The sequence below is a fragment of the Bacillus sp. Hm123 genome, assembly GCF_051842975.2.
Lineage (GTDB): Bacteria > Bacillota > Bacilli > Bacillales > Domibacillaceae > Bacillus_CE.
The window spans coordinates 1,605,137-1,631,263 of record NZ_CM200277.1 but is presented as its reverse complement, the minus strand read 5'-3'; the positions used below and the strand labels follow the sequence as shown (position 1 = coordinate 1,631,263).

At 37.8% G+C, this 26,127-nt stretch carries 26 protein-coding genes, 4 pseudogenes and 1 riboswitch; of the genes and pseudogenes, 4 read left to right on the top strand and 26 right to left on the bottom strand.

All coding sequences use genetic code 11. From position 1 onward, the window contains the following. Positions 1 to 100: 100 nt before the first annotated feature. The 4 genes from ACSVDJ_RS08360 to ACSVDJ_RS08345 are packed head-to-tail and all read right to left on the bottom strand — an operon-like array spanning position 101 to position 3,169. Positions 101 to 901, bottom strand: coding sequence for a formate/nitrite transporter family protein (locus ACSVDJ_RS08360; RefSeq protein ID WP_439167977.1), 801 nt, complete (start codon positions 899 to 901; stop codon positions 101 to 103). 43 nt (positions 902 to 944) lie between these two features. Beyond that, a complete protein-coding gene (gene moaA / locus ACSVDJ_RS08355) occupies positions 945 to 1,961 on the bottom strand; it encodes a GTP 3',8-cyclase MoaA (protein WP_439167976.1) in 1,017 nt (338 codons plus the stop codon). A gap of 55 nt (positions 1,962 to 2,016) precedes the next feature. Then, the gene (gene fdhD, locus ACSVDJ_RS08350) at positions 2,017 to 2,814 is read right to left on the bottom strand and encodes a formate dehydrogenase accessory sulfurtransferase FdhD (protein WP_439167974.1); all 798 of its coding nucleotides are present in this window, start codon (positions 2,812 to 2,814) and stop codon (positions 2,017 to 2,019) included. Between the two features lie 10 nt (positions 2,815 to 2,824). Further along, positions 2,825 to 3,169, bottom strand: coding sequence for a Na-translocating system protein MpsC family protein (locus ACSVDJ_RS08345; protein WP_439167973.1), 345 nt, complete (start codon positions 3,167 to 3,169; stop codon positions 2,825 to 2,827). A 371-nt stretch (positions 3,170 to 3,540) separates the two neighbouring features. On the opposite strand from ACSVDJ_RS08345, the gene fdhF reads away from it, so the two are divergent. Genes fdhF through ACSVDJ_RS08330 form a run of 3 tightly spaced genes read left to right on the top strand, consistent with a single transcriptional unit; the run spans position 3,541 to position 8,024 of the window. Next, positions 3,541 to 6,468, top strand: coding sequence for a formate dehydrogenase subunit alpha (gene fdhF, locus ACSVDJ_RS08340; protein ID WP_439167971.1), 2,928 nt, complete (start codon positions 3,541 to 3,543; stop codon positions 6,466 to 6,468). Positions 6,469 to 6,485: 17 nt separating this feature from the next. Continuing rightward, positions 6,486 to 6,962, top strand: a complete 477-nt coding sequence (locus tag ACSVDJ_RS08335; RefSeq protein ID WP_439167969.1) for a helical membrane plugin domain-containing protein — start codon at positions 6,486 to 6,488, stop codon at positions 6,960 to 6,962. 15 nt (positions 6,963 to 6,977) lie between these two features. Next, entirely contained in the window at positions 6,978 to 8,024 is a 1,047-nt protein-coding gene (locus ACSVDJ_RS08330) for a P-loop NTPase (protein ID WP_439167967.1), read from the top strand. Positions 8,025 to 8,076: 52 nt separating this feature from the next. On the opposite strand, the gene ACSVDJ_RS08325 is transcribed toward ACSVDJ_RS08330, so the two are convergent. Then, a complete protein-coding gene (locus ACSVDJ_RS08325) occupies positions 8,077 to 8,361 on the bottom strand; it encodes a hypothetical protein (protein WP_439167965.1) in 285 nt (94 codons plus the stop codon). A gap of 181 nt (positions 8,362 to 8,542) precedes the next feature. Here ACSVDJ_RS08325 and ACSVDJ_RS08320 point away from each other — a divergent pair. After that, positions 8,543 to 9,666, top strand: a protein-coding gene (locus tag ACSVDJ_RS08320) for an IS3 family transposase (protein ID WP_518619624.1) whose coding sequence is annotated in 2 segments (ribosomal slippage) — positions 8,543 to 8,822 and positions 8,822 to 9,666 — 1,125 coding nt in all. Because the reading frame shifts where the segments join, the coding sequence is not laid out codon by codon here. Between the two features lie 356 nt (positions 9,667 to 10,022). Here ACSVDJ_RS08320 and ACSVDJ_RS08315 read toward each other — a convergent pair. The 21 genes and pseudogenes from ACSVDJ_RS08315 to ACSVDJ_RS08215 form a co-directional block, all read right to left on the bottom strand. Further along, on the bottom strand, positions 10,023 to 10,724 hold the full coding sequence (locus ACSVDJ_RS08315) for an SMI1/KNR4 family protein (protein WP_439171288.1): 702 nt from the start codon (positions 10,722 to 10,724) through the stop codon (positions 10,023 to 10,025). Positions 10,725 to 10,742: 18 nt separating this feature from the next. Then, entirely contained in the window at positions 10,743 to 11,108 is a 366-nt protein-coding gene (locus ACSVDJ_RS08310) for a hypothetical protein (protein WP_439171289.1), read from the bottom strand. A gap of 186 nt (positions 11,109 to 11,294) precedes the next feature. After that, positions 11,295 to 12,467, bottom strand: a pseudogene (locus ACSVDJ_RS08305) (IS110 family RNA-guided transposase). Positions 12,468 to 12,625: 158 nt separating this feature from the next. After that, positions 12,626 to 13,000: pseudogene (locus tag ACSVDJ_RS08300) on the bottom strand (recombinase family protein); the annotation flags it as partial. Between the two features lie 15 nt (positions 13,001 to 13,015). After that, a protein-coding gene (locus ACSVDJ_RS08295) for an IS3 family transposase (protein ID WP_518619624.1) occupies positions 13,016 to 14,139 on the bottom strand; the annotation gives its coding sequence in 2 pieces (ribosomal slippage) (positions 13,016 to 13,860 and positions 13,860 to 14,139; 1,125 coding nt in all). 80 nt (positions 14,140 to 14,219) lie between these two features. Continuing rightward, positions 14,220 to 14,642: pseudogene (locus ACSVDJ_RS08290) on the bottom strand (recombinase family protein); the annotation flags it as partial. Positions 14,643 to 14,843: 201 nt separating this feature from the next. Beyond that, positions 14,844 to 15,050 carry a hypothetical protein gene (locus tag ACSVDJ_RS08285; protein ID WP_098148070.1) on the bottom strand — a complete coding sequence of 69 codons (207 nt, stop codon included), beginning with the start codon at positions 15,048 to 15,050 and terminating at the stop codon, positions 14,844 to 14,846. A 300-nt stretch (positions 15,051 to 15,350) separates the two neighbouring features. Beyond that, the gene (locus ACSVDJ_RS08280; RefSeq protein ID WP_000041340.1) at positions 15,351 to 15,707 is read right to left on the bottom strand and encodes a hypothetical protein; all 357 of its coding nucleotides are present in this window, start codon (positions 15,705 to 15,707) and stop codon (positions 15,351 to 15,353) included. 19 nt (positions 15,708 to 15,726) lie between these two features. Further along, the gene (locus tag ACSVDJ_RS08275; protein ID WP_439171287.1) at positions 15,727 to 16,638 is read right to left on the bottom strand and encodes a pre-toxin TG domain-containing protein; all 912 of its coding nucleotides are present in this window, start codon (positions 16,636 to 16,638) and stop codon (positions 15,727 to 15,729) included. 401 nt (positions 16,639 to 17,039) lie between these two features. Beyond that, a complete protein-coding gene (locus tag ACSVDJ_RS08270; protein ID WP_439171285.1) occupies positions 17,040 to 17,516 on the bottom strand; it encodes a hypothetical protein in 477 nt (158 codons plus the stop codon). Then, positions 17,509 to 18,660, bottom strand: coding sequence for a pre-toxin TG domain-containing protein (locus tag ACSVDJ_RS08265; RefSeq protein ID WP_439171284.1), 1,152 nt, complete (start codon positions 18,658 to 18,660; stop codon positions 17,509 to 17,511). Before ACSVDJ_RS08265 ends, ACSVDJ_RS08270 begins: the two co-directional genes overlap by 8 nt. Before the next feature lie 135 nt (positions 18,661 to 18,795). Next, positions 18,796 to 19,143, bottom strand: a complete 348-nt coding sequence (locus tag ACSVDJ_RS08260) for a hypothetical protein (RefSeq protein WP_518620447.1) — start codon at positions 19,141 to 19,143, stop codon at positions 18,796 to 18,798. Positions 19,144 to 19,242: 99 nt separating this feature from the next. Further along, positions 19,243 to 20,366 (bottom strand): IS3 family transposase gene (locus ACSVDJ_RS08255; RefSeq protein ID WP_518619624.1). Its coding sequence is split into 2 segments (ribosomal slippage): positions 19,243 to 20,087 and positions 20,087 to 20,366, totalling 1,125 coding nucleotides; the frame shifts between segments, so codons are not numbered across the junction. A gap of 71 nt (positions 20,367 to 20,437) precedes the next feature. Continuing rightward, the gene (locus tag ACSVDJ_RS08250; RefSeq protein ID WP_439170472.1) at positions 20,438 to 20,935 is read right to left on the bottom strand and encodes a phage baseplate assembly protein V; all 498 of its coding nucleotides are present in this window, start codon (positions 20,933 to 20,935) and stop codon (positions 20,438 to 20,440) included. Positions 20,936 to 21,047: 112 nt separating this feature from the next. Then, positions 21,048 to 21,428 carry a methyl-accepting chemotaxis protein gene (locus ACSVDJ_RS08245; RefSeq protein ID WP_518620626.1) on the bottom strand — a complete coding sequence of 127 codons (381 nt, stop codon included), beginning with the start codon at positions 21,426 to 21,428 and terminating at the stop codon, positions 21,048 to 21,050. Between the two features lie 57 nt (positions 21,429 to 21,485). Beyond that, positions 21,486 to 21,866 (bottom strand): annotated as a pseudogene (locus ACSVDJ_RS08240) (PAS domain-containing protein); the annotation flags it as partial. A gap of 22 nt (positions 21,867 to 21,888) precedes the next feature. Continuing rightward, positions 21,889 to 21,979: riboswitch (cyclic di-GMP riboswitch) on the bottom strand. 131 nt (positions 21,980 to 22,110) lie between these two features. Then, on the bottom strand, positions 22,111 to 22,296 hold the full coding sequence (locus ACSVDJ_RS08235) for a hypothetical protein (RefSeq protein WP_439170473.1): 186 nt from the start codon (positions 22,294 to 22,296) through the stop codon (positions 22,111 to 22,113). A gap of 178 nt (positions 22,297 to 22,474) precedes the next feature. Continuing rightward, positions 22,475 to 23,227, bottom strand: coding sequence for an exodeoxyribonuclease III (locus tag ACSVDJ_RS08230; RefSeq protein WP_439170568.1), 753 nt, complete (start codon positions 23,225 to 23,227; stop codon positions 22,475 to 22,477). A 102-nt stretch (positions 23,228 to 23,329) separates the two neighbouring features. Then, positions 23,330 to 24,331 carry a histidinol phosphate phosphatase domain-containing protein gene (locus tag ACSVDJ_RS08225; protein ID WP_439170475.1) on the bottom strand — a complete coding sequence of 334 codons (1,002 nt, stop codon included), beginning with the start codon at positions 24,329 to 24,331 and terminating at the stop codon, positions 23,330 to 23,332. Further along, entirely contained in the window at positions 24,328 to 25,125 is a 798-nt protein-coding gene (locus tag ACSVDJ_RS08220) for a DeoR/GlpR family DNA-binding transcription regulator (RefSeq protein ID WP_439170476.1), read from the bottom strand. The genes ACSVDJ_RS08225 and ACSVDJ_RS08220 overlap by 4 nt, the downstream gene beginning before the upstream one ends. Next, positions 25,122 to 26,126: an ABC transporter ATP-binding protein gene (locus tag ACSVDJ_RS08215; protein WP_439170477.1), complete on the bottom strand. Its 1,005-nt coding sequence runs from the start codon at positions 26,124 to 26,126 to the stop codon at positions 25,122 to 25,124. Before ACSVDJ_RS08215 ends, ACSVDJ_RS08220 begins: the two co-directional genes overlap by 4 nt. Between the last annotated feature and the right edge of the window lies 1 nt (position 26,127).

Genomic DNA, 26,127 nt, shown 5'->3' with positions numbered 1-26,127 from the left:
GTTTTTTATGATTTGTCCGTTATGAAATCGTTCAACGAGCGCCTTCCGCTTTCGAGCTTTCGGATCGTCTAGCTCCAAAACAGTCGGCTCCGCTTTCGGATTAAGAAATTTTTTGTAACTTAGTTTGTTGCACTTGTTGTTTTTGGAAAGACGTGAAGTAAGCCATCCCAACAAATACAGCTCCTCCAACAACATTTCCTAAAAATGCAGGAACAACATTTCCTAAAAACTCGCCCCATGTTACATGTCCCGCAAAGATGGCAGCTGGAATAACAAACATATTGGCAACAACGTGCTGGAATCCAATCGCAACAAACGCCATAACTGGGAACCAAATACCGATGATTTTCCCAGCAAAATCATTCGCTCCGTAAGCTAGCCAAACGGCTAGACAAACAAGCCAGTTACAACCAATCGCAGAAATAAACGTTTGCATAAACGAATCAGCAACTTTTGCCTCAGCGATCGCTACCGTTTTATCTAAAAATGGTCCTGTTTCTGTTAAACCGACAATATGACCGAAAAAGTAAGCGACAAATAAAGCGCCAATTAGATTCGCTAACGTTACCCAAAACCAGTTACGAGCTACATCTGCTACTGAAATTTTCCGAGCATAAAGAGCCATCGATACAGACATCATGTTTCCAGTAATTAATTCTGCACCAGCGAGAATGACTAAAATGAGACCCAATGGGAAAACCGCTGCTCCTAAAAAGCCGGCAAAACTCCCCCACTCTGGCGGCATACTTCCTATCACTCGAATATCAAGTAGAAACCCTAACGCAATGAAAGCTCCTCCTAAAAACCCAAGTATAAGCATCGGTACTATCGGCAGTTTCACCTTACCAACCCCTGCTTCAATGGCTATTTCTGTAATTTTATCTGGTTTATTAAAAGCCATAACTATATTCCCCCAATTTACCTCTTGTTATCTTTTCTTCTTGTTATCCACCGATATGAGACATTTCTATTTTTGCATTTGTCCGTGGGCGAGTCTGATGTGCCCGTTCATCAGAGTAACGATCGCCTCGGTTACTCCAAATGCTTTCGATCGTTTCGGCAATAGCGCCATCACTTTGTCCGGAACGAAGCAGTTCTCGAAGGTCGGTTCCAGTTGTAGCAAACAAACACGTATACAGCTTTCCTTCAGCAGAAATCCGCGCTCTTGTACAAGTGGAGCAAAATGAATCGGTTACCGATGAGATGATCCCAATTTCTTGATCGCTATCGACGTAGCGATAACGAGTCGCTACTTCTCCACGGTAATTAGGTGCCATCGGTTCGATGGGTGAAAATTGATTCACTTGATTCAATATTTCTTGCTTAGACGTCACATCATCTAAACGCCATCCATTCGAATTACCTACATCCATGTACTCAATAAAGCGAAGAGTATGCTCTTTTTCTTTAAAAAAGCGAGCCATCGGAATGATATCTTGGTCGTTTTTTCCTTTTTGTACGACCATATTTACTTTGACTTTCATCCCTACTTCTGCTGCTTTTTCAATGCCTTCTAACACCGTCTTCACTTTTCCTCTGTTACCATTCATCGCTAAAAAACGCTCTTCGTTCAAGGAATCCAAACTAACAGACACGCGCGATAAACCCGCGTTTGCTAAGTTAGCCGCATGCTTCTTCAACAGCGATCCATTCGTTGTTAAAGCAATGTCGTCTACTCCGTCAATTTGACTGATCCGTTCAATTAGTTCTGGCAGATTCCTTCTTAATAGCGGTTCTCCACCGGTAATTCGTATCTTTTTCACACCAAAAGAAACAAAGATTTTGGTCAATCTTTCCATTTCATCAAAGGATAAAATTTTATCAGAAGGTAAAAAAGAATAATCGGGTCCAAACATTTCTTCAGGCATACAATATCGACAGCGAAAATTACAACGATCAGTAACCGATATTCGTAAATCTCTTAAAGGGCGATGTAGCTTGTCCTGTATTTCCGTATTCATCTTCTTCACCTCTTTTCCTCAATTAGTGGTTTTCATCGTTAGCTATTTTTTCAAGTTATGAGTTCAGTTTAATTCTTTCAGGACAAGTGTAAATATTTAGCGATTGCTGGCGAACGAACCCAACAGTTGTTATACCTAATTGTTCCGCTAGTTGTAAAGCTAATTCTGTTGGAGCTGACTTCGAAAGTACGATTTCACATCCGATTTTTGCCACTTTCAACAAGATTTCTGATGACATTCGCCCACTAAAAACTAATACTTTATCCCCTATGGAAATGTCATTTCTTAAGCAATATCCGTATATTTTATCGAGCGCATTATGCCTACCAATATCCATTCTGCTCAAGATCGCTCCATTTACGTCACATAGAGAGGCATTGTGAACCCCGCCTGTTTGTTGAAACGTGACGGCTGAGTTTTGCATGTCATTCATTAAACGGAAACAATCATCTGGCGTGATTTCCACACGGACTTGATCCATTTTTTTCGCTGTTAGCGCATCGTTAACAAACACAAACCCTTGTCTACTCATTCCACAGCATGACGTGATATATCGCTTGTTTTGAAACTTTTGATAGTAAGGGTTTACTCTCTTTGTTTTTACATGAACAAAACCATCTTTTTCTTGAACCGATATATCTTCAATATCTTCAAATTTGCGGATAATATTTTCCGAAGCAAGATATCCAATCACCATATCTTCAATATGCTCAGGGGTACAAACCATTGTGACGAATTCTTCTTGGTTAATTTTCACAGTAACTGGGTACTCTGTCACAATCACATCTTCTATCGTTTTCACTTGGCCATTGTCTACACGAATAATCTCTCTCTTTACTTCCGCTTCCCTCATTTTTGACCTCCTAATCTATATTTTTATCAAAAATAAATACGGAAACCGCCATATCTTCTTCGATCTTGATATCGGAAAATAAATGGACTAATTTCGCATCCATTAATTCTTCCATACCATCAGGAGTCGCTTTCGAATACACCTCTTGAATCATTCTCGTTCTAGCTGCATGAACCATTGCTACTCCTTCTGACGTGCTAGCAATGAATTTTTCTGTCGGCGTTAAGTTCCCATAAAGTGTGGATACAGCCATTTTTTCGACGAACACCGTATGAATTCGTTCTGGGCCTTTCCCAAATAAATCTTTGCGAAGTTTTCGAATGATGTCATTAAATTCATGAATTTTTTTCGACATAATGGACATTCTCCCATCGTAAAATATACTATCGTTATTTTCGATAAAGCGATTTCACCCTTACAATTTGTTAATGATAAATCAACTTTGTCAAAATTTAAAGGAGAAGTTTTTTGATAATCATTCTCATTAAAGAAATTTTATAGTTTATATTGTGTCTTTTTGGGGAAAGAGCTATAATAAGCGGTGGTATAGATGGGTCCGAGATATTTTCTAATGTTTTAGGTCTATCGATTTATTAAATAAAAATTGGATTGGTCTTTTAGTAAGATCTGCTAAGAAGCTTATCCACCATGAATTTTTTACATGTTTAGTCAACATGTCGATTCGTGGTGGATTTTTTTGTGTGTTTAAAAGGGAGGTAAACAAAAATGACTGAAATTAAAATCAACGGAAAAGAATACTCAGCGAAGTCAGAACAAACGATTCTAGAAGTCATTAACGAAAACAAAATTGCACATCCACAAGTGTGTTACGTGCCAGAAGTCGATCCGCTTCAAACCTGTGATACTTGTATTGTTGAAATCGACGGAAAGTTAGTCCGTTCTTGTTCAACAAAAGCGGAAAATGGCATGAACATTCAACTAGCTTCCCCTAAAGCGAAAGAAGCGCAAACGGAAGCGATGGATCGTTTATTAGAAAATCATTTACTTTATTGTACAGTTTGTGATAACAACAACGGGAACTGTACGTTGCATAATACAGTAGAAATGATGGGCATTGAGCATCAAAAGTATCCGTATGAACCAAAAGTAGATCCAACAGAAGTCGACATGTCTCACCCGTTCTACCGTTATGATCCGAACCAATGTATCGCTTGTGGTCAATGTGTAGAAGTGTGTCAAAACTTACAAGTCAACGAAACATTATCACTTGATTGGGAAGCAGAACGTCCACGTGTTATTTGGGACGAAGGCGTTGCGATCAATGATTCTTCTTGTGTCGGCTGTGGCCAATGTGTCACTGTCTGCCCATGTAATGCCTTAATGGAAAAATCTATGTTAGGCGAAGCTGGATTTATGACAGGCCTAAAGCAAGATATGCTTGACCCAATGATCGACCTAATTAAAGAAGTAGAACCAGGCTACAGCGGGATTATGGCTGTATCGGAAGTAGAAGCAGCCATGCGTGACAAACGTACGAAAAAGACAAAAACAGTATGTACGTTCTGCGGTGTCGGATGTTCATTTGAAGTTTGGACGAAAGATCGTAAAATCTTGAAAGTTCAGCCATCTGAAGGACCAGTAAACGCAATCTCTACTTGCGTAAAAGGAAAATTCGGTTGGGACTTCGTCAATTCAAAAGAGCGCTTAACGAAACCACTAATTCGTAAAGATGGTGCATTCGTTGAATCTTCTTGGGATGAAGCACTTGACTTAATCGCTTCTAAATTAGGTGCGATTCAAAAAGAATTCGGTTCAGGATCAACAGGTTTTATCTCTTCTTCTAAAATTACCAATGAAGAAAACTATTTAATTCAAAAACTAGCTAGACAAGTCTTTGAAACAAATGATGTCGACAACTGTTCACGTTATTGCCAATCCCCTGCAACGGACGGTCTATTCCGTACAGTTGGTATGGGTGGAGATGCTGGAACAATCAAAGATATCGCCAAATCAGGTCTTGTTATTATTGTCGGAGCTAACCCAGCGGAAGGACACCCTGTATTAGCTACTCGTGTCAAACGTGCGCATAAATTACATGGTCAAAAACTAATAGTGGCAGATATTCGTAAGCATGAAATGGCTGAGCGTTCTGATATCTTTATGCGACCGAAGCAAGGAACAGACCAAGTTTGGTTAATGGCTGTAACGAAATACATGATCGACCAAGGTTGGCATGATGAGAAATTCATTCTAGAAAACGTCAACTTCTATGAAGACTTCAAAGCTGTGCTTCAAAAATACACGTTAGAGTATGCAGAGGAACACACAGGTATTTCTAAAGAAACACTAATTGAAGTAGCGAAAATGATCCGTGATGCAGATGGTACTTGTATCCTTTGGGGAATGGGTGTCACTCAAAACACTGGTGGTTCTGATACATCCGCTGCGATTTCTAACTTATTGTTAGCAACAGGAAACTACCGTCGTCCGGGTGCTGGTGCTTACCCGCTTCGTGGTCATAATAACGTACAAGGTGCTTGTGACATGGGTACACTACCAAACCTACTTCCTGGTTACCAAAGTGTTGCAAATGATGAAGCACGCGCGAAGTTTGAAAAAGCTTACGGTGTGAAAATCAAACCAGAACCAGGTTTAAATAATATTCAAATGCTTCAAGCCGTGGAAGAAGGTAAAATGAAAGCGATGTATATTGTCGGAGAAGATATGGCTTTAGTCGACTGTAACGCCAACCATGTACATGATGTTTTATCTCAACTTGACTTCTTAGTCGTTCAAGATATTTTCCTTTCTAGAACGGCTCAATATGCCGATGTTGTGTTACCTGGTGCTCCTTCTCTTGAAAAAGATGGAACATTTACAAATACAGAACGTCGTGTTCAAAGACTATATGAAGTATTACCACCACTTGAAGATGCCAAACCAGACTGGAGAATCCTTCGAGATGTGGCGAACCGTTTTGGTGCGAATTGGAATTACAGCCATCCAAGTGAAATTTACGATGAAATGGCTAGCCTCTCCCCTATTTTCGGAGAAGCAAACTATAAAGTTCTTGAAGGCTGGAATAGCTTTTTCTGGGGTAGCCTTGACGGTAAGAGCACACCGCTTTTATACGTAGATGGCTTTAACTTCCCAGATAAAAAAGCTCGTTTCTCGTTATATGATTGGGTAGAGCCAGTGGAATTCCCTGAAGAATACGATTGTCATATTAACAACGGTCGTGTACTTGAGCACTTCCATGAAGGAAACCTGACAAATAAATCAGAAGGTATCCAATCCAAAGTACCAGAAATTTACGTAGAAGTATCACCAGAGTTAGCGAAGGAACGTGGAATCAAAGATGGGTCCCTCGTTCGCTTAATCTCTCCATATGGTGCGTTAAAATTAAGTGCATTAGTAACGGATCGCGTCCAAAAGAATGAACTATTCTTACCGATGAACTCTGTAAGCAAAGACTCGGCGATTAACTTCTTAACAGGTCCAGCCGTTGACCGTTGTACATTTACACCTGCTTATAAACAAACGAAAATACGTGTAGAAGTATTAAAAGCCGATGGTGGAAAAGCGCCATTACCAAAAACAAATCCACGTTACAAAAAACGTCACCCACAAAATGGTGTCGAAGCAGACCGTAAATGGAAACGTCCAGGCTACGTTCACTTAACAACGAAATAATGGAAGGAGTGTAATCGATGGCAGCACCTATTACAACGATTCAAAAACAACAATTAACAGAAGAACAAATGAAAGAACAAAAACTAGAAGATTTAAAAACGCTCCTTTCAGAAAATGAAGAAGCGTTAAATCAAATCTTTTCGATTGTCGGAGAACTAAATAAAGTAGGAGCACTTGAAGCAGCGACGAAGCTGCTTCAAGCGAAAGAAGAAGTAGCAGGCATTGTTCTGCATCAAGTCTCTCGTGAACCAGTCACGAATTTAATCAATCACTTTTTGGGTGTCGCAGGTGTACTCACTGCTATGGACCCTGAAATGACGAAAAAACTTGTGAGTAGTTTAAATTCTGGAATGGATGAAGCGAAACAGATCAATAACGACGAAAAAGTCGGTGTGTTCGACTTAATGAAAGTATTGAAGGACCCAGACGTGAACCGTGCAGTGAACTTCGGTATTCACTTCTTGAAAGGTCTCGGCAAAGGATTGAAAGAATAGGCAGGGATAAACACGATGCTAACAAACGAACAAGTATTACAAGCTCTGGAGAAAGTCAATGATCCAGAGCTTCATAAAAGTATTGTTGAATTAAACATGGTAAAAAACATCCAAATTCAAGATGGTCATGTGCAACTAGAAGTCGTATTAACGATTCAAGGCTGTCCTCTCAAAGCAAAAATCCAACAAGATATTGAGGACGCCCTTAGACATATCGGTGCTGTAAGTGTCTCTTTAACTTTCGGTGCGATGACTGATGAAGAACGTCAAGCGTTAACGAAATCACTGAAAGCAGAAGCTGTAACGGAAACGGGCATGCCAAAAATGTTACGTCCAGATTCCGGAGTTAAATTTATTGCGGTAACGAGCGGTAAAGGCGGCGTTGGTAAATCAACAGTAACAATCAACTTAGCGGCTGCCCTTGCTCGCTTAGGAAAACGCGTAGGCATTTTAGATGCAGATATTTACGGATTCAGCATTCCAGCGATGATGCAAATTGAGCAACAGCCAACGATGATTGATCAAACGGCGATTCCTTCTACTAGCCACGGCGTAAAAGTAATGTCGATGGGCTTTTACTCTAAGGATAACCAACCGGTCATGTGGCGTGGGCCGATGTTAAACAAATGGATTCGCAACTTCTTAGTCAATACGCATTGGGGAGAGTTGGATTACCTTCTCTTAGACCTTCCTCCAGGGACAGGTGATGTGGCGATCGATGTAGCCGCAATGATCCCTCATGCGAAAGAAATTATCGTTACGACCCCTCACAATGCTGCTTCTCATGTAGCATCAAGAGCAGGCGTGATGGCTAAACATACGAAACATCACATTATGGGTGTCGTCGAAAACATGGCTTACTACGAAGAAAACGGCGAAAGAAAATATTTATTTGGCCAAGGTGGCGGTGATACGCTAGCTGAACAACTACAAACAGCCGTCATTGCCCAAGTACCATTCGCTCAACCAGAAGAAAATACCGGCACTTCTGTATATGATGAAGAATCAATCGTCGGTGAAGCCTTTACTAGCTTAGCAGAAGATATTATTCATTATCATTAATCCTAAAAAAGGTATCCTAGACAAGTACAAAACTTGTTCGGATACCTTTTTCTTATGCCTGTTCTTTCAATACTTGCATAAAATAAAACCGATATGTATTCGCAACAAACGTCTCTAACGGAAGCTGCACATTTAACTGATATTTGCTAAAGATAAACGCAAAGCGCTCCAGCCCCTTTTCACGAAGAAGCTCCCCTACTTCCGCTCCATGCTTTTTCGTTAACTCCTCAATAAGCGGCTCGATCATCGGCCAACAAGCAACCTTCAACTGCTCCAACGCTTCCTCATCACCTTCTTGCTGATAACGTTCAATCCAAAACTCGATGTTTTCTTCCATTGTATAACGACTCCAATCTATGAAAAATGATCAGTTTCTTCTATTATATATACAAATTATGAGGAAGGAAATTATTTGTTGTTAGTGAGTATAGCTTTGGGTGTGGATAGGCTACACTAAGTTAGACAACTCTTATAAGGGGTAGTACACTAAAAGGACTAACCTTAAGGAGCGGGTCAAAATGAGAAGAGAACGTCGAACGTTTACAGCCGAATTTAAACGGCAAATGGTGAAGCTCTATGAAAACGGAAAATCGCGAGCGGATATTGCGAGAGAATATGAGATTACGCCTTCTTCATTAGATCGTTGGATTAAAAATCATCAGGAAACAGGATCTTTCAAGGCAGAAGACAATCGTACGACAGAAGAAACAGAATTGCTTGAACTACGCAAAGAAGTGCAACGCCTACGAATGGAAAATGATATTTTAAAGCAAGCCGCGCTGATCATGGGACGAAAATAGATGTGATTCGTAACAACGCTCACAAATATTCGGTATCAGCCATGTGTGACGTCCTACAAATTCCAAGAAGTACTTACTACTATCACCTTCACAAGCGTGAAGATGACGAAAAACAAGCGGAGGAAGCAGACTTACAAGAGCGTATTTATACGATTTTTAAGCAAAGCCGCAATAACTATGGGACACGTAAAATTAAGAAAGAATTAGAGAAACAAGACCTGACGGTTTCTAGACGACGTATAGGTGGAATCATGAAGGATTTAGGTCTTGTCTCGAATTACACGGTTGCTTATTACAGACCACAAAAGAAACAAAGTAACGAGACGGCAATCGCCAACGTATTAAATCGTGAATTCCAACAAGAGAAGGAATTATCGGTATTAGTTAGTGATTTAACGTACGTGCGTGTCGGGAAAAAATGGCACTATGTGTGCTTGTTTGTCGATCTTTTTAATCGTGAATTAGTCGGTGCCAGTGCAGGTCCAAGTAAAGACGCAGCACTTGTCTACCAAGCTTTAAGTAACATTAAAGGTAACCTGACAAACGTACAATTATTCCACACAGACCGTGGCTCAGAATTCGATAATCAACTAATGGCCGAAGCAACAGAAGCATTTGGCATCCAGCGTTCACTTAGTGCAAAAGGATGTCCGTATGATAATGCCGTGGCCGAAGCGACATACAAGAGCTTTAAGATCGAATTTGTGTACCAACGCACTTTCCATTCCCTTGAACAACTAGATCTTGAACTACGGGATTATGTGAACTGGTTTAATCACATTCGAATTCATCAAACACTAGGATATCTGACACCAACTGAATTTAAGCAGCAGTCCTTATAAAGATTGTTCAGGTTAGTGTTGACATTCCAGTGCTCCAAGTGCTAGAACTATAATAAAAAGGGGTGAATAAACCACTATGAACTGAACTCTAAATAGTAGACACTTAAAAAAGTGGACTTATTCGGAATTCAGTTCAATAGCTATAACAGCTTCTGTCTATACTGTAAAGGCTTTAACCTATCTAAATTCGAGAGGGCAGCCGTTTTCCTAGTGTTTCACCATTTGTAGCTTAAATTTACAAAACTCGACATTCTTTTCTCATTTTGTACCGCTCCGAAAGGTTAGTTTTATATATACTACCCCTTATAAGAGTTGCTTAAATTAATGCAGTTTATCCAGTTCTACTAATATCTAAATTAAACCTCAAAACCAATTACTATCCATTCGTCAACTACGTCCCAAAAATTAATATTATATGTAGGCTCTTCATTCGTCCACCATAAAGTTGCATTATCATTGTCACAATTATCATAATCTATTGCAACATAACCACCCATGCCACTTTTAAAGAAACCAAAAGTAGTTTTTAAATTAATTTGTATAGGTTCTTCTAGCTCCTCAATAATCCCCCACTCATCATCATCAAAATATGTGACATTTTCCAGTGGAACTAAGCCCATAGATCGACTTGCATAATAATAAAAACCATTGTGAATATTTTGATAAAAAATTCGTATTGATGAAGGAATTTTACTCCAAGAACTTTCTAATACTTCATTGTTAAATACACCCTTTGGATTTCTTCCTTCATAGAATAAAGTTTTTCCGCTATCTGTTTTAATAGTATATAAAATCGAGTATCTACCATCTATATCCATTAATTCTACTTCTTCTAGATGCTCAGATAAATAAGAGATAGTGTTCCTTAATTCTTCCCCTACATATTCTTTCCATATTGATAAAATAAAATCAATTCTCTTCTCTACATTTTTTTCACTAAACAGTTTAAACCATAAACTAGGCATTATTTCATTATTAATATTATTAATTTCACTGTGAGAAATAAGTTTTATATTATCACTGAAGTATTGTCTTAAAAAATCAAGTTTTTGTTCCATACTATTATATTAACCCCCTCATTTATCTATATTTGTATTATCTTTTTCAATAAAATCGTCAATTTGTTTTTGTAACTTCATTTCTAATTCCTTTTCCTTCTCCATCATTTCCTCCCTAAATTTAGAATCAACTTTAATATTTTCTTTCTTAAAAATTGTCCAATCAGCATAAGTTTTAGAGCCTTTAGATTTATTGGCTGTTTCACTTAGTCCTATAAAATTTTCTGGATTATTTAAAACCTTTAGTTGTTGTTCTTCTGTAAGTTTATCAAAATTCTCCATCCGTGCAATGTTTTTCATAGACACGATATGATCAGCGTGAAGTGTATCTATAATATACTTACCAGGAAGAGCAGGATCGGGCTGTCCTAATTTATCCTTCAAATCTTTATTAATTTCTTTTCTTATAGCATCTGTTGGCGATTTATCTCTTAATTTATTATATAAATTCTGAGAAATCCTTCTCTCACCATAACGTGGAGGTGTTCCAATATCACCCGTACCCTATGTTGTAATCTTAAACCCTCACAATAAAAAAACAAACCATGTAAAACCTTATTAAACTACTTCTTATACAATATTTACAAGCCTTCTCATAATACATACCAATGCTTGTCCTTTTGTTTTTCCTTCTTTTAATTTCTTTTGGTAGTACGCATGAAACACTGGATTCCGTGGCTTCTTACTTCCTTTTGCTACTTGCACTTGCTGTACTGCTAAATTATAAAATAAAGCGTGTAGCGCCCTGTTTCCTTGTTTGCTTTTGTGTGTCTTACCTTTCCCACCAGAACCAAAGTAAACAGGCGCAATCCCCGCAAATCGTGCTAATTTATTGGCATTTGGAAATCGTCTTACATCCCCAATTTCTGCAATTAATGCTGATGCCGTCACAAGTTCTATTCCCGGCATCGTCTCTAATTGATAATCTAGTAGATTTACTAACTGTTTTAATTCTCTTTCGATGTATTTCATTTCCTTTTTTTTAAACTCAATCTCCCGTACAATACTTCTTACTAAAAAGTTTCGCATTTCTTGATACTCTTTCATTGTTTGTCCATCTTTTTTTACAAGTTTTAATATGTCACTTGCTTTCTTTACTGAACATGTATTGTTGCTAACATCTAATAAAAAAGCTGTTAATTACTTTATATTCGCCCCCTCTAAACAAGAGGGTGACGGATATTGCTGCCAAAACGCTAATGCTGTTTTCCCATCTAACTCTGAGAAAAACTTTTTATAGCTTGGATAATGATGGTTTAATTGAATATGTAGTTGATTCTTTAACGCACTTTGTGCTTTTACTAATGCATTCCTTCTTGATACTAGTTGTTGTATCGACCAAAATAAATCGTTTGGCTTTGCATCTGGCAATTGATTAAATTTGTTTACCAATATGCGTGCTACACATTCTGCATCCCAACTATCATTTTTTTGTATCATCATTTGGCTTTTTCGTTCTAAAAATGATAAAGCTGGATTTACTTCTTTCACAACTCGTTCATGGTCTACTAAATATTTCGCTAATGCTCTTCCATAACCACCAACATCTTCTAAACCAAATACAACAGTTATCCCATCACACACATATGTCTCTACTTCTAATAAGAACTTCGAAAATGCAGATGGTTTATTCTCAAATTGTATTTCTCCTAGTTTCTCTTGCCAACAATTAATTATAACAGCCGTATGATGCTCCTTATGTAAATCTACTCCTACATACAAATAGTTCTGCCTATTATGCATAACTCATCCCTCTATTCAATAATTTAGTCATATATAAAAATGTCGGCAACCTTAGTTCGAGCGTTCATCTTCCGATGCGCATAGGTACGCAAGCCTATCCATTTTCGTAACTTCATAAGTACATATAGTAAAATGAGCGATTTTTTTAAGTACGACTGTTATAAAATTGCTGAATGTTTACCGTTTGTTTGTATTTGCCCGTATGTATATACCCCTCGATAAAAGTTTTCTCGGTCTAACATGCGTTTCACTTGTACTTTCGTAAACAGCTTTCCTTTCTCTGTACGATAGCCCTCTACATTAAGTCGTTCCGCTAATTGAGCAAGTGACCAATGCCTAAAAAAGTGTCGTAACTCAAATAGCCTACGTACAATCATTGCTTTTTCCGCATCTACTTCTAGTACTTTTTGACCTTTCTTTGCCGTGTAACCAAACATCACACCGCCACCTGCATATCCACCTTGTTCCGCTTTCTTCTTTCTGCCTCTACTTAGCTTTAATGCAATTTCAAGACGTTGATGGAATGTCAACACTAACCTGAACAATCTTTATAAGGACTGCTGCTTAAATTCAGTTGGTGTCAGATATCCTAGTGTTTGATGAATTCGAATGTGATTAAACCAGTTCACATAATCCCGTAGTTCAAGATCTAGTTGTTCAAGGGAATGGAAAGTGCGTTGGTACACAAATTCGATCTTAAAGCTCTTGTATGTCGCTTCGGCCACGGCATTATCATACGGACATCCTTTTGCACTAAGTGAACGCTGGATGCCAAATGCTTCTGTTGCTTCGGCCATTAGTTGATTATCGAATTCTGAGCCACGGTCTGTGTGGAATAATTGTACGTTTGTCAGGTTACCTTTAATGTTACTTAAAGCTTGGTAGACAAGTGCTGCGTCTTTACTTGGACCTGCACTGGCACCGACTAATTCACGATTAAAAAGATCGACAAACAAGCACACATAGTGCCATTTTTTCCCGACACGCACGTACGTTAAATCACTAACTAATACCGATAATTCCTTCTCTTGTTGGAATTCACGATTTAATACGTTGGCGATTGCCGTCTCGTTACTTTGTTTCTTTTGTGGTCTGTAATAAGCAACCGTGTAATTCGAGACAAGACCTAAATCCTTCATGATTCCACCTATACGTCGTCTAGAAACCGTCAGGTCTTGTTTCTCTAATTCTTTCTTAATTTTACGTGTCCCATAGTTATTGCGGCTTTGCTTAAAAATCGTATAAATACGCTCTTGTAAGTCTGCTTCCTCCGCTTGTTTTTCGTCATCTTCACGCTTGTGAAGGTGATAGTAGTAAGTACTTCTTGGAATTTGTAGGACGTCACACATGGCTGATACCGAATATTTGTGAGCGTTGTTACGAATCACATCTATTTTCGTCCCATGATCAGCGCGGCTTGCTTTAAAATATCATTTTCCATTCGTAGGCGTTGCACTTCTTTGCGTAGTTCAAGCAATTCTGTTTCTTCTGTCGTACGATTGTCTTCTGCCTTGAAAGATCCTGTTTCCTGATGATTTTTAATCCAACGATCTAATGAAGAAGGCGTAATCTCATATTCTCTCGCAATATCCGCTCGCGATTTTCCGTTTTCATAGAGCTTCACCATTTGCCGTTTAAATTCGGCTGTAAACGTTCGACGTTCTCTTCTCATTTTGACCCGCTCCTTAAGGTTAGTCCTTTTAGTGTACTACCCCTTATAAGAGTTGTCTAACTTAGTGTAGCCTATCCATGATATTGGTCTAATAGCTCTAACATGCCATTTACTAAAAAGTCATTGGGATCATGTGTATATATACTGTAATTCGGTTGTTCAATTGCTTTTACATCAACCTCATGTTTCTTTAGTTCTCTTTGTATTAACACTTTTGCCATATCAGAGCGCCATAACCTAGATGTATTTAGTACAATAACTTTGCTTACTTGATGACACGTCATATCTGACAGTAATTCTTGTAAGCCTTCACGTTCAACTGTTAATCCATCTTCATCTACTGTCGCTCCGCTAATTCCTTTATCTTCGTATATGTGAAGCAGCTGTAGTTTATTTTCAATGCAGTACCGTTCAATTTCTTCTACTTGATACGTTAGGCTATACCCTTCACGTACTTGTCCTTCTGTTGAAACTCGTACATAACCAACTACTTTCTCTTCCATATTGAGTCCCTTCCCGTTACAGCAATTAAAGTCCCTGTAACGTTTACCCGTTTTTGCGGATAACGTATGCATAACGTCCATCCGTTAAAACGTACTTTACGATGACTTCAAAAAATAACACAACCCTTTATTTTCCCCTCTACTATCGTCGTACACTGTACATAGCCATTACAATCTATAAAAATTTAACACTTAGCGCACTTATAAAATTATAATGTGTCTACTCATTTCTATCCTAAAACGCAAAAAAGCACTTGTTGCCTTTAATTGACAATCAAGTGCTTTAAGTTCATATGTTTTTAAGTAGCATAAATTTGTAAGTTTTGTAGTAACAGTATGACACCTTTTGTATGTCATGACAACTACTACGTTAAAACTTACGAGTTTGTACGAGTTCGTTAGTTTCATGCCCATTCCATGTGTTTATATTCACCGCCATGTAAAATGTCATTTCGCCTAAGCTCGTACTTCGTTTTCTATTCTATCATTGCACACAGTACCCCATGATGGTACAACCATCATGGAGTATATATTTTCAAACACCATATATTTTTCTATCCACTTCAAAAATACATTCTTTTTCATCAATTTTTCTTATGTGCTTTTGTATTTATCGTTTTAGAACCATGAGCTTTATCACTCGCTTATGTTGCTTTACTAACACAAGCTCTTAACATATATTTTTAAAATAATAATTATTAAGACCAATTAAACTTCGTCAGACAAAGCATCATCGTAATCCTGTAATTCTTCCATAATTTCTTTTAACCGGTCAATATTATTTATAAATTCGCCGTAAGAAATTTCTTGGTAATCGAAAATCCCTTCACCGTATTCATCACTATCAAATATTTTCACTTCCGCACCTAACTTCAACAAGTTATCAACTAATCCCTTTAAATTTTCCATATCATCAATATCATTTGCATCTGTTTCGGCAAAAAAATCTTTGTTTTCAATTTTATTTTTTATCTCTGTAATTCCTAAACCAGTGTACTTTCTTAATGGTACTACACATTTACTAAATGGACCATTAGAGCTTATTGTAATTGCCATTTTACTCATCTATATATTCTCCTTTCCATTAAAATTCTTCTAAATAATTTGGATTAACAGGTCTACCAGGTGCATTTTTACTATAGCTTCCGCCATGCCAACCCCTTAAATGTTCCCTGCTAGTTACAGGATAAATTAATTCTCCTCTATTACATATATGTGGGTAATTCATAGCATTGTAAGTATGATGTCCAATTATTGATTGCCCATTATATTGAGGTTTTTTTCCTCTTAAAATCTCTTGTATCTGTTCATTAGTCCAATCCCTTGTTGTAGGTTCTCCATCTAAAATCCTTTTCTTTTCTTGCTTCCAAAATTCATTAACCCCTGCAGCTCTTCTTTTTGAAAATCTTTTATCCCATTGATATCTTTTATATTCTTCTTTTGTTACTGTACGATTTTCAATCTTTTCTTTTATTTTTTTCTGCTGATCCCTACTTAAAGATTTGTATGGTGTAAGTTTTGGTGTTAAATCAAGTTCTGCTTTCAGTACCCTTTGGGCAATAATCTCTTCTCCTACTGCTACTTCTTTATTACCCAGAGCTTCACCCGTACCCTTATCAGCCTTACTATCTTTCTTATTCTTTCTATCTTTCCCCTTAACCTTAATCTTGCTAAATAAATCACCAAGTCTCGTAGGTTCATTGCCCACCGCAGGACCTAAAGTAGCAAGCTCTTCACCTAAATGAATAGATGGGATTTTGATATTCTTCACGCGAGAAGCGACTTTTTTCAAAGAGGTGACTAGCTCGTTCATGCCTTTGCCAGCCAACTTGACTCCTCGTGCACCAACCTTAGCTACAGGGCCTGCCAATATGGCGGCAGCTGCTAATGATCGTTCCCAATCTGCTAGTTTCCAGCCAGTGATTGGATCTTTCCCGATTGTTGCTTCATAGACAGCTTTAGCATTTCCTATAATAGGAATCAAATCCAGTGTCAATGAAGCCGCATCTTTCCAGGTTGTCGCTTTTACTAAATCTATGACTTAGTAAAAAGATGATATTTTTTGATTTTAACACTTATGAAATCATGACGCATTTTTCGATATCCATGCTATAACACAAAAAGCACTTGTTGCCTAAAAGTAGACAATCAAGTGCTTTAAATTTATTAATACCTTTAAGCTGTTAGCTGTAATTTTAACATTTTGTATATCGACAGTATGACATCTTTTTTACTTATTGACAGGTGTTAAGTTTAAACCTATGAGCTTGTTCGCTCTCGTTAGTTTGTTACTTATGCCTTTTCCTTGCCTAGTAAAATGTCATCTCTCTAATTCTTGCTCTTTTCGTCCTACTTCAGTATTGCCATGAGTTGTCGATTTTCAAACTACTTAAAAAATCAAGCTAAACCAATTCTTTTGAGATACTGGTACCAATCTTCTAAATGAGAATCAGGAATCAACTCTTCATACTTTTTACCAAAAACATAATTGAGCATGAAATAGTTAAAACTCCCTAGAGTTTGTCCTATTTTTGCTGGATGGCCTTGATGAAAACAATAGATTAAACCTGATTCCTTTTCAATTACTAAAGGTTCATATAAGACCTGTCCAACTTCAACCCATTTTTCTGTTCCTCCCAAAAAATTAGAAACACGAGACTGATGTAAAGATAACTCATCATATGACCATAAATCAATTGCTCCACATCTTGCTCCATCACAAATTCTTAAGAAGTCATAATGTTCTTTAAGGTGGTTATCGTCTGAGTTTATATTTTTGTTCCCATCATTTAATTCACCATAAATTATACTATCAGGTTCAGATATCAAATCTTCTTTTACTTTCTCTACTATTGATTTTAATAACTCATTCATCTATATTCCCCCAATCAACCTTAATCTTTGTACCAGTGGGTAGCTTTCTAATTTGTGGTCTAATCTGCCGAGTACCAATATTCCAGTTAGTAAAGGAATCAAGGAATTTTAAATTTTCAGCTGAATCTGGTCCACCTAATTGTAATTCCCAAACATGATCAGGTTGCATACGTTTAGTTACCCTGTGAATTAATTTCTTTCCAAATTCAGGATTTATTTTTCCATACTGATTCCAAATTCTTTTTATCATGTCTTGCCTATAGGCTCTTGTAACTGCTGGGTTTCTTGGTACTGGATTTTGTGCTTTATATAATAAGCCCTTATCACCTAACTCTTTTAATTTATTAGCTTTTCTCTCAAATTCACGTTTTGGCATTTGTTTATCATACTTAATAGTAATTTCGGTATTCGCACCCTTATCAGCCTTATTATCTTTCTTATTCTTCGTATCTTTCCCCTTAACCTTAATCTTGCTAAATAAATCACCAAGTCTCGTAGGTTCATTGCCCACCGCAGGACCTAAAGTAGCAAGCTCTTCGCCTAAATGAATAGATGGGATTTTGATATTCTTCACACGGGAAGCGACTTTTTTCAAAGAGGTAACTAGCTCGTTCGTGCCTTTGCCAGCCAACTTGACTCCTCGTGCCCCAACCTTAGCTACAGGGCCTGCCAGTATAGCGGCAGCTGTTAATGAGCGTTCCCAATCTGCTAGTTTCCGGCCAGTGATTGGATCTTTTCCGGTTGTTGCTTCATAGGCAGCTTTAGCATTTCCTATAATAGGGATGCAATCCAGCGTCAATGAAGCCACATCTTTCCAGGTGGTCTTTTTTGCTAAGATTATGGCTTTTTTGACGGCCGTCTTTTTGACATTGTGGACTTTTTGTCTTACTTTTTTAGCCGTTGAAATTGTTTTCTTTGTTACTTTTTTAGCAGCCGCCACCGTTTTTTTAACGACTTTTTTGGCGCGAACGACGGTTTTCTTTATAATTTTTTTATATTTTTTTGCTAATTTTCTTTTCGATAAATTATTTTTGAGTCGTCTTGCTTTTGTGTAGACTTTTCCAATCCTTCGCCTGACTTTTCGCCTCAGCCTTCTTCTCGTTCTACGGAGACGAGTGGATAATCTTCGTTTGCTTCTTCTCACTCTTCTTTTAAAGCGTCTTTTGGCTCTTTTGGCTTTTCTTCTGACTTTCCTCGCACGTCGACGAACCGATCCAGCAAAGGGAATACTCCCTAACAGACGAGAAAATATGCCTTTTTTCTTCTTCTTTTTTTCTTTTTAGCCATCGTAGCCACCCCCTGAAATAGGGATCATACCAGTGACGTCTAGGCCTAATTGAAATTCATCGATTCCTTCTTCTTCATTTGCCACAGACACAGGCGCTTTGACAGAACCTCTCATCTTTACTTGTGAACCTTGAATATCGGTAATTCCATCCATCACAAGGCTACTGGAATCGCATGTAAAAAAGATCGATTTTTCTGCTTGGATGGTTAAGTTTTGTCTGCTGGAAAAGGATAAGTTTTTTTCTGCTTGGCAAGCAAGGGCCTGCTCACTATGCAGTTCAATACCTTCTTCCTCATGAAGTTTAAGGAAAATAGATCCTTCTTTAGCTGTAACGACCATATCGTTAGTGCTGAACTTTATCTCTTTTCGATGAGGGGTCCCCCAATACTTGATGGCAGGGTTAGATGTCTGGAATGTCAACACTAACCTGAACAATCTTTATAAGGACTGCTGCTTAAATTCAGTTGGTGTCAGATATCCTAGTGTTTGATGAATTCGAATGTGATTAAACCAGTTCACATAATCCCGTAGTTCAAGATCTAGTTGTTCAAGGGAATGGAAAGTGCGTTGGTACACAAATTCGATCTTAAAGCTCTTGTATGTCGCTTCGGCCACGGCATTATCATACGGACATCCTTTTGCACTAAGTGAACGCTGGATGCCAAATGCTTCTGTTGCTTCGGCCATTAGTTGATTATCGAATTCTGAGCCACGGTCTGTGTGGAATAATTGTACGTTTGTCAGGTTACCTTTAATGTTACTTAAAGCTTGGTAGACAAGTGCTGCGTCTTTACTTGGACCTGCACTGGCACCGACTAATTCACGATTAAAAAGATCGACAAACAAGCACACATAGTGCCATTTTTTCCCGACACGCACGTACGTTAAATCACTAACTAATACCGATAATTCCTTCTCTTGTTGGAATTCACGATTTAATACGTTGGCGATTGCCGTCTCGTTACTTTGTTTCTTTTGTGGTCTGTAATAAGCAACCGTGTAATTCGAGACAAGACCTAAATCCTTCATGATTCCACCTATACGTCGTCTAGAAACCGTCAGGTCTTGTTTCTCTAATTCTTTCTTAATTTTACGTGTCCCATAGTTATTGCGGCTTTGCTTAAAAATCGTATAAATACGCTCTTGTAAGTCTGCTTCCTCCGCTTGTTTTTCGTCATCTTCACGCTTGTGAAGGTGATAGTAGTAAGTACTTCTTGGAATTTGTAGGACGTCACACATGGCTGATACCGAATATTTGTGAGCGTTGTTACGAATCACATCTATTTTCGTCCCATGATCAGCGCGGCTTGCTTTAAAATATCATTTTCCATTCGTAGGCGTTGCACTTCTTTGCGTAGTTCAAGCAATTCTGTTTCTTCTGTCGTACGATTGTCTTCTGCCTTGAAAGATCCTGTTTCCTGATGATTTTTAATCCAACGATCTAATGAAGAAGGCGTAATCTCATATTCTCTCGCAATATCCGCTCGCGATTTTCCGTTTTCATAGAGCTTCACCATTTGCCGTTTAAATTCGGCTGTAAACGTTCGACGTTCTCTTCTCATTTTGACCCGCTCCTTAAGGTTAGTCCTTTTAGTGTACTACCCCTTATAAGAGTTGTCTAACTTAGTGTAGCCTATCCAGTCTTCGAGTTCGTCTCCCCACTTTTACGCCATCCACGATAAACGACCGCTTCTTCTTCCTTAGAATTAAGAAAGAAAAGGTGAACGGTATCCCCTATTTCTGGCATACAGTAGAAGCCAGTGTGCCCTTCTCCAGTATACAATGAATTACATGGAAACCAAGTTGCCTCTTCTTTGCTTTGTTCTTCATCAATAACTAGGTGAACTCGAACCATAGTCTTGTGGACATCAATTATTTTCCCTTCCAACGCTGCTCCAGCAAGGAAGGCAGGGTAAATCGGCTCTTGTCGAATACCTTCTTCCAAGGTTAAAAGATAACTATAAGTTAGTATACCTTGTTTCATTGTGGCAATTGATTCAGCCACTACAAGCTCCATCCCCTTGATCTTTACTCGATCGCCAAGATTCAAATGATGATGAGATTCTATTACATAAGTAAGAAAATCATTTTCTACCAAATGGTTTGCATAGCCATTCTTTGTTGTGTTCATATAAGTGAAGACATATCCAAAATTTATGTGGGATGTTAAAATTCGAGGGCCGATATTCCCCATAATACGAAAAAGCAGTAATTCCTTTTCACAGGAATTACTGCTTGACGATCTAATACTTTAAAACACTAGTAGCAAGCTCAAATTCTTCAATATTCTTATTGAATTGATGTTGAGTTTCTATAATTGTTTCTTGTAAGTGATCTGTTATTTTGCTAACTCTTTCTACTTCGTATTTAATATTTTCTACGTTTGAATTCACATTTTTAATTGCATTTTCAGCGTTACCTGCCAATTTTCGAACTTCATCCGCTACGACTTTAAAACCTCGTCCATGTTCTCCTACACGAGCAGCCTCAATAGCTGCATTTAAAGCTAACATATTCGTTTGAGAAGAAATATTACGTATCATTTTAGATATTTCATTAATTAAATCAATTTGTTTTTTTAACGATTCAATCGCTTGTATTTTTTCAGTAGAATTTACAACCACGATATTTACTAATTCTACAGGCACATCTTTTAATTGAGAGATAATTTTTCTCGTATTATTTTCACGTTCTGTAATATCGGTCGCAATTTTAAGAATGGCATTCACTTTTCCTTGTTCATTTCGGACTGGAATATAGGTAGCTTCAAGCCAAACTATATGATTGCCTTTATCAAGCCTTTGAATTTTTTCTTGAAACTTATGGCCTTTAATCAGATTACTCCATAGATCTGTATATTTTTCACTGTTTCTAAATTCCATCGTGCAGAACTGTTCATGGCGCATGTTTTTCAGTTCATTCACTGTATAGCCTAAAGTTTTTGCAAAGTTTTCATTTGCCCAAATAACTTTTCTATCTAGATTGAACTCTACCATTGCTAGATTTGATTCTAACGCAGATAAGACAGATGTTTCGTCTAATACTTGAGTGCTTACATTCATCATTTAGTTTATTCCTCATTTTTGAGGCAGCCCAGCTATCATAATCCATTTACTTAATCTTAGACCTGTTGGCTTTGCGTCCTAATCTTTCAATTAGTTTGCTTTTCACACATATATTTTTTGCAATAAAAATATTACTCTACATCTAAAAATTGTACAAGCAGAACTTAGTAAAACAAAAATACATTATTAATTCAGAAACTAAAAAACCTAAATCCAAATGGACTTAGGCTTTTCACAATTATTATTGACCTTCTTCTTCTGTTTCTTCTTCAGTATCTTCAGTGTTTGTATCTTCTGTTTCTTCAGTTTCCGTTTCCTCTGTGTTCGTATCTTCTTCATTGGTTGCGTCGTCACTACAACCTGTAGCAACACCTAGGATCATTAGAGAAGCTAATAATAACATAAACCATTGTTTTAAACTTTTCATTCTCTTTTCCTCCTTTAAAGTAGCAATCAATATTACATAACTAATCATACTAGATTTAGAGAAAAATAGAAGTGATCATTCCTTTTTTTAACAAATCATTTACATTATCTTATAATTTTTAATTTTCTTTTTACTTTTCCTCAACATTAACTATCTTCTGCAAGGAAAGGAGATGATTTCACTGAAGCTCCAAAACCACCGGGCAGTGATCGCTTCCGAGTATATGAGCATGAATCGAAGCCTCCTGCAACCTAGATGTCAATCGCTCTGACACGATAAAATAATCAATCCGCCAGCCGATGTTTCGTTCCCTTACTTTATTCATATACGACCACCAACTATAGGCATCTGTCGTATCTGGATAAAGATAGCGAAAACTATCAACAAAGCCAGCTTCAAGTAGTCTAGTCATCTTCCCTCGTTCTTCATCTGTAAATCCAGAATTTCCTCGGTTTGTTTTGTCATTTTTCAAATCGATTTCTTGATGAGCAACGTTTAAATCCCCACATAAGATGACAGGCTTTACCTTATCTAATTGTTTTAAATACGCGCGTAGCTCATCTTCCCACTCTAGTCTTTCAGCTAAACGTGAAAGATCGCGCTTCGCATTAGGTGTATAGACATTCACGAGATAAAATTCTTCAAATTCTAACGTAATAATTCTGCCTTCCACTTCATCTTCATTACTCCCTATACCATATGAAACAGACAAAGGGCGTTGTTTCGTAAATACCGCTGTTCCCGAATACCCTTTCTTCTCTGCATAATTCCAATACTGTTCATACCCTTCAAGCTCTAAATCTATTTGTCCCTCCTGCAATTTCGTTTCCTGCAGGCAGAAAATATCCGCATCGACTTCATGAAAGTAATCTAAAAACCCTTTTTTCACACAAGCTCGCAAGCCATTGACATTCCAAGAAACTAATTTCATCAAATTTTATTCGTCTCCTTACCCTGTTAGATAGTCTTTCATTATATCATTTTTCAGAAAAGCAAAGAACCTCTAGATGCCACATACATCCAGAGGCTCACTTTATTCAATAATTGGTTTCATGATTCTTTGACGTTGCTTAAACGTACACAGTTCCTTCACCCCATATTGGGCAAGCATCTTCTTCCCTTCGTCAATATAAGAGCCTACATCATCTGGAAAGTGAGAATCCGATGAAGTCGTAAATTTCACTCCATGCTGAATCAAAATAGATAGAAAGGTCGGACTCGGGCACATTTCCTTTACGGGGTAGCGATAATATAAGCCGGAATTGATCTCTGTCGCTGTATCGGTCTCCGCTAACGCTTGAGCGATTCGTTCATAAAATGAAAGCAATTCACTTTCATGTGGACGATGGTTAAACACTTTTAAATTATCTAAATGAGCGACAAAATCAAATAGACGAGAGCGAATCGATTGCTCTACCGCTCCAAAGAATCGTTCATACAACTCTAGTAAATGGTATTCATTAAACTTTTCTTTCGTGTCTGGATTATCAAATCCCCATCCTTCCACAAAGTGAGTGGAGCCGATAATATAATCCCATGAATAACGATCTAAATAGGCCTTTAACCACTTTTCTCCTCCTGGAAAATAATCCGCTTCAATTCCTAGTCTTAAAGCGACACCTTCTTGCTCCCACTCTACTTTCGCTTCTTCAATCGTATGTACAAACTCTTCAATATGTTCCGTCATGACTTGATCTAGCCAAAACCGTTGCTTCTTCCCTAATTCCGTTTCATCCATTGTCATATAGGTTTCAAAGTAAGGGCGAGTATCTGTAAATCGATACAGATGATCGACAATTCCTACTTCTTGAATCCCTAGTTCTTTTGCTTTCTTTAAGTAAAAGCGAAGCCATTCCTTTGAATAAGCGCTGGCTGATAGTCTCAAACTCAACTGATCCATACTATGAGCAAGCCATGCTTTCGTATGTTTCATCGGTGCCTCTTTTTTAAAATGTGAGATCGCTTGATTCGTTCGGTCTAACCATCGCAATGAATATGGTCCTTCTTCTAAGTGAACATGATAATCTATTTTCATATTGCTCCCCTACCTTTAGCTTCAATCCATTTGATATGTTGTAAATTTTTATGTTGTTTCCACTCGGCTGGCATCGCTTGATCACAAATAATAGAATGAACCTCTTTCGTAGGACAAATCTTATAAAATGATTTATTTCCTAACTTGGAACAATCAGCTAACAAAACGACTTCATTCGTTTGCTTGATCATTTGAGCAGAAACGATCGATTCTTCTAGATCAAAATCACTAATATCTTGAGTTGTAATGCCTCCACAAGAAATAAATGCTTTATCAAATTGAAAATGCTTTAACATATTGCATGTTAATGTGCCCGCAACCGATTTTTGTTCAGGGTTAGCCACGCCACCAAGCACAATCACTTTGCCGTCAAAAAAACGATTCTCAATTTGTTTATTCAATAGATCCGCAGCCGCTAAAGAGTTGGTCACAACCGTCAATCGTTGCACGCCAACGATATGTTCAGGAATATGAACGGTCGTTGTGCCGACGTCAATCATGATCGTGTCATTGTCTTCGATGATTTCCGCTGCTTTTTTGCCAATTTCTCTTTTTTGGTAGTATTGATCATTCATTTTTTTATTAAAATGTGCTTCTTTCTGTGTTTGTCCATATTTCACCGCTCCACCATGGACTCTTTTTAACTTTTTCTCTTTCTCTAATACATCTAAGTCTTTCCTAATCGTCTCTGGCGTCACTTGTAATTGATGAGCCATCTCCGCGACCATGATCTTCCCGACACTTTCAATTTCTTTCAAAATATAGACGTATCGTTCCTTCTGTAATGTACTCATGATAGCTCAATGACATCCTCTTTCTGTACATATAAAGTGACGACTTCATTTAGGCGCTCAAGTTCATTTGATTGATGCAGAAAATCAGCGAAATAGGTGATTTGATGATGCTTTAGCTCATAGCGAGCAATATTTCCAAGCAACTGCACATCCTTCACTTTTCCAGCAATAACGAACCCACCTTCCATTGGAATCGAAGAAAATGCTTCAGGTCGAATCGCATATTTTTTGTTGGAAGAAAAATGCTCCTCTTTCATCAATGTATTTAACTGTTGTCCGGTTAAAATATTATAATTACCGATAAATTGAGCAGCGAATTCATTTTTCGGCTTTGTATAGATCGAATGAGGAGTCCCACTTTGCACAATTTGCCCGTTATTTAATAAAAAGATTCGATCGCTCATAGCCATCGCTTCTTCTTGATCATGTGTCACAAGAATCGTCGTCATGTTCAATTCTTGTTGAATGCGTCGAAGTAGCTTTTGCAAACTTTTTCGTATTTGAGCATCTAAGGCACTTAAAGGTTCGTCTAGTAAAAGCACTTTCGGTTCTACAATTAAGGCACGAGCCAAGGCGACTCTTTGCTGCTGACCTCCTGATAATTCCCTCGGATACGATATTTCCTTTCCTTCAAGACCAACCATTTTAATGAGCTGCTGAACTTTTTGCTTCATAGTATCTTTGTTGACCTTTTTCATTTTCAAACCGAATGAGATATTTTCCTCGACCGTCATGTTAGGAAATAGAGCGTAAGATTGAAAGATCATTCCAACATTTCTTTCTTTCGCTTTTACATTTGTGATCTCTTTCCCATCCATCATAATGCTCCCTGCATCTGGAGTAGTTAATCCAGCGAGTATTCGTAGTAACGTACTTTTTCCGCATCCGCTCGGTCCCAGTAAAGTCACAAATTCTCCTTCTTCTAAAGAAAGGTTGAGTGATTGCAGAACTGCTTTATCATGAAATGACTTATTTATATTTTGAATGGTAATATAACTCATA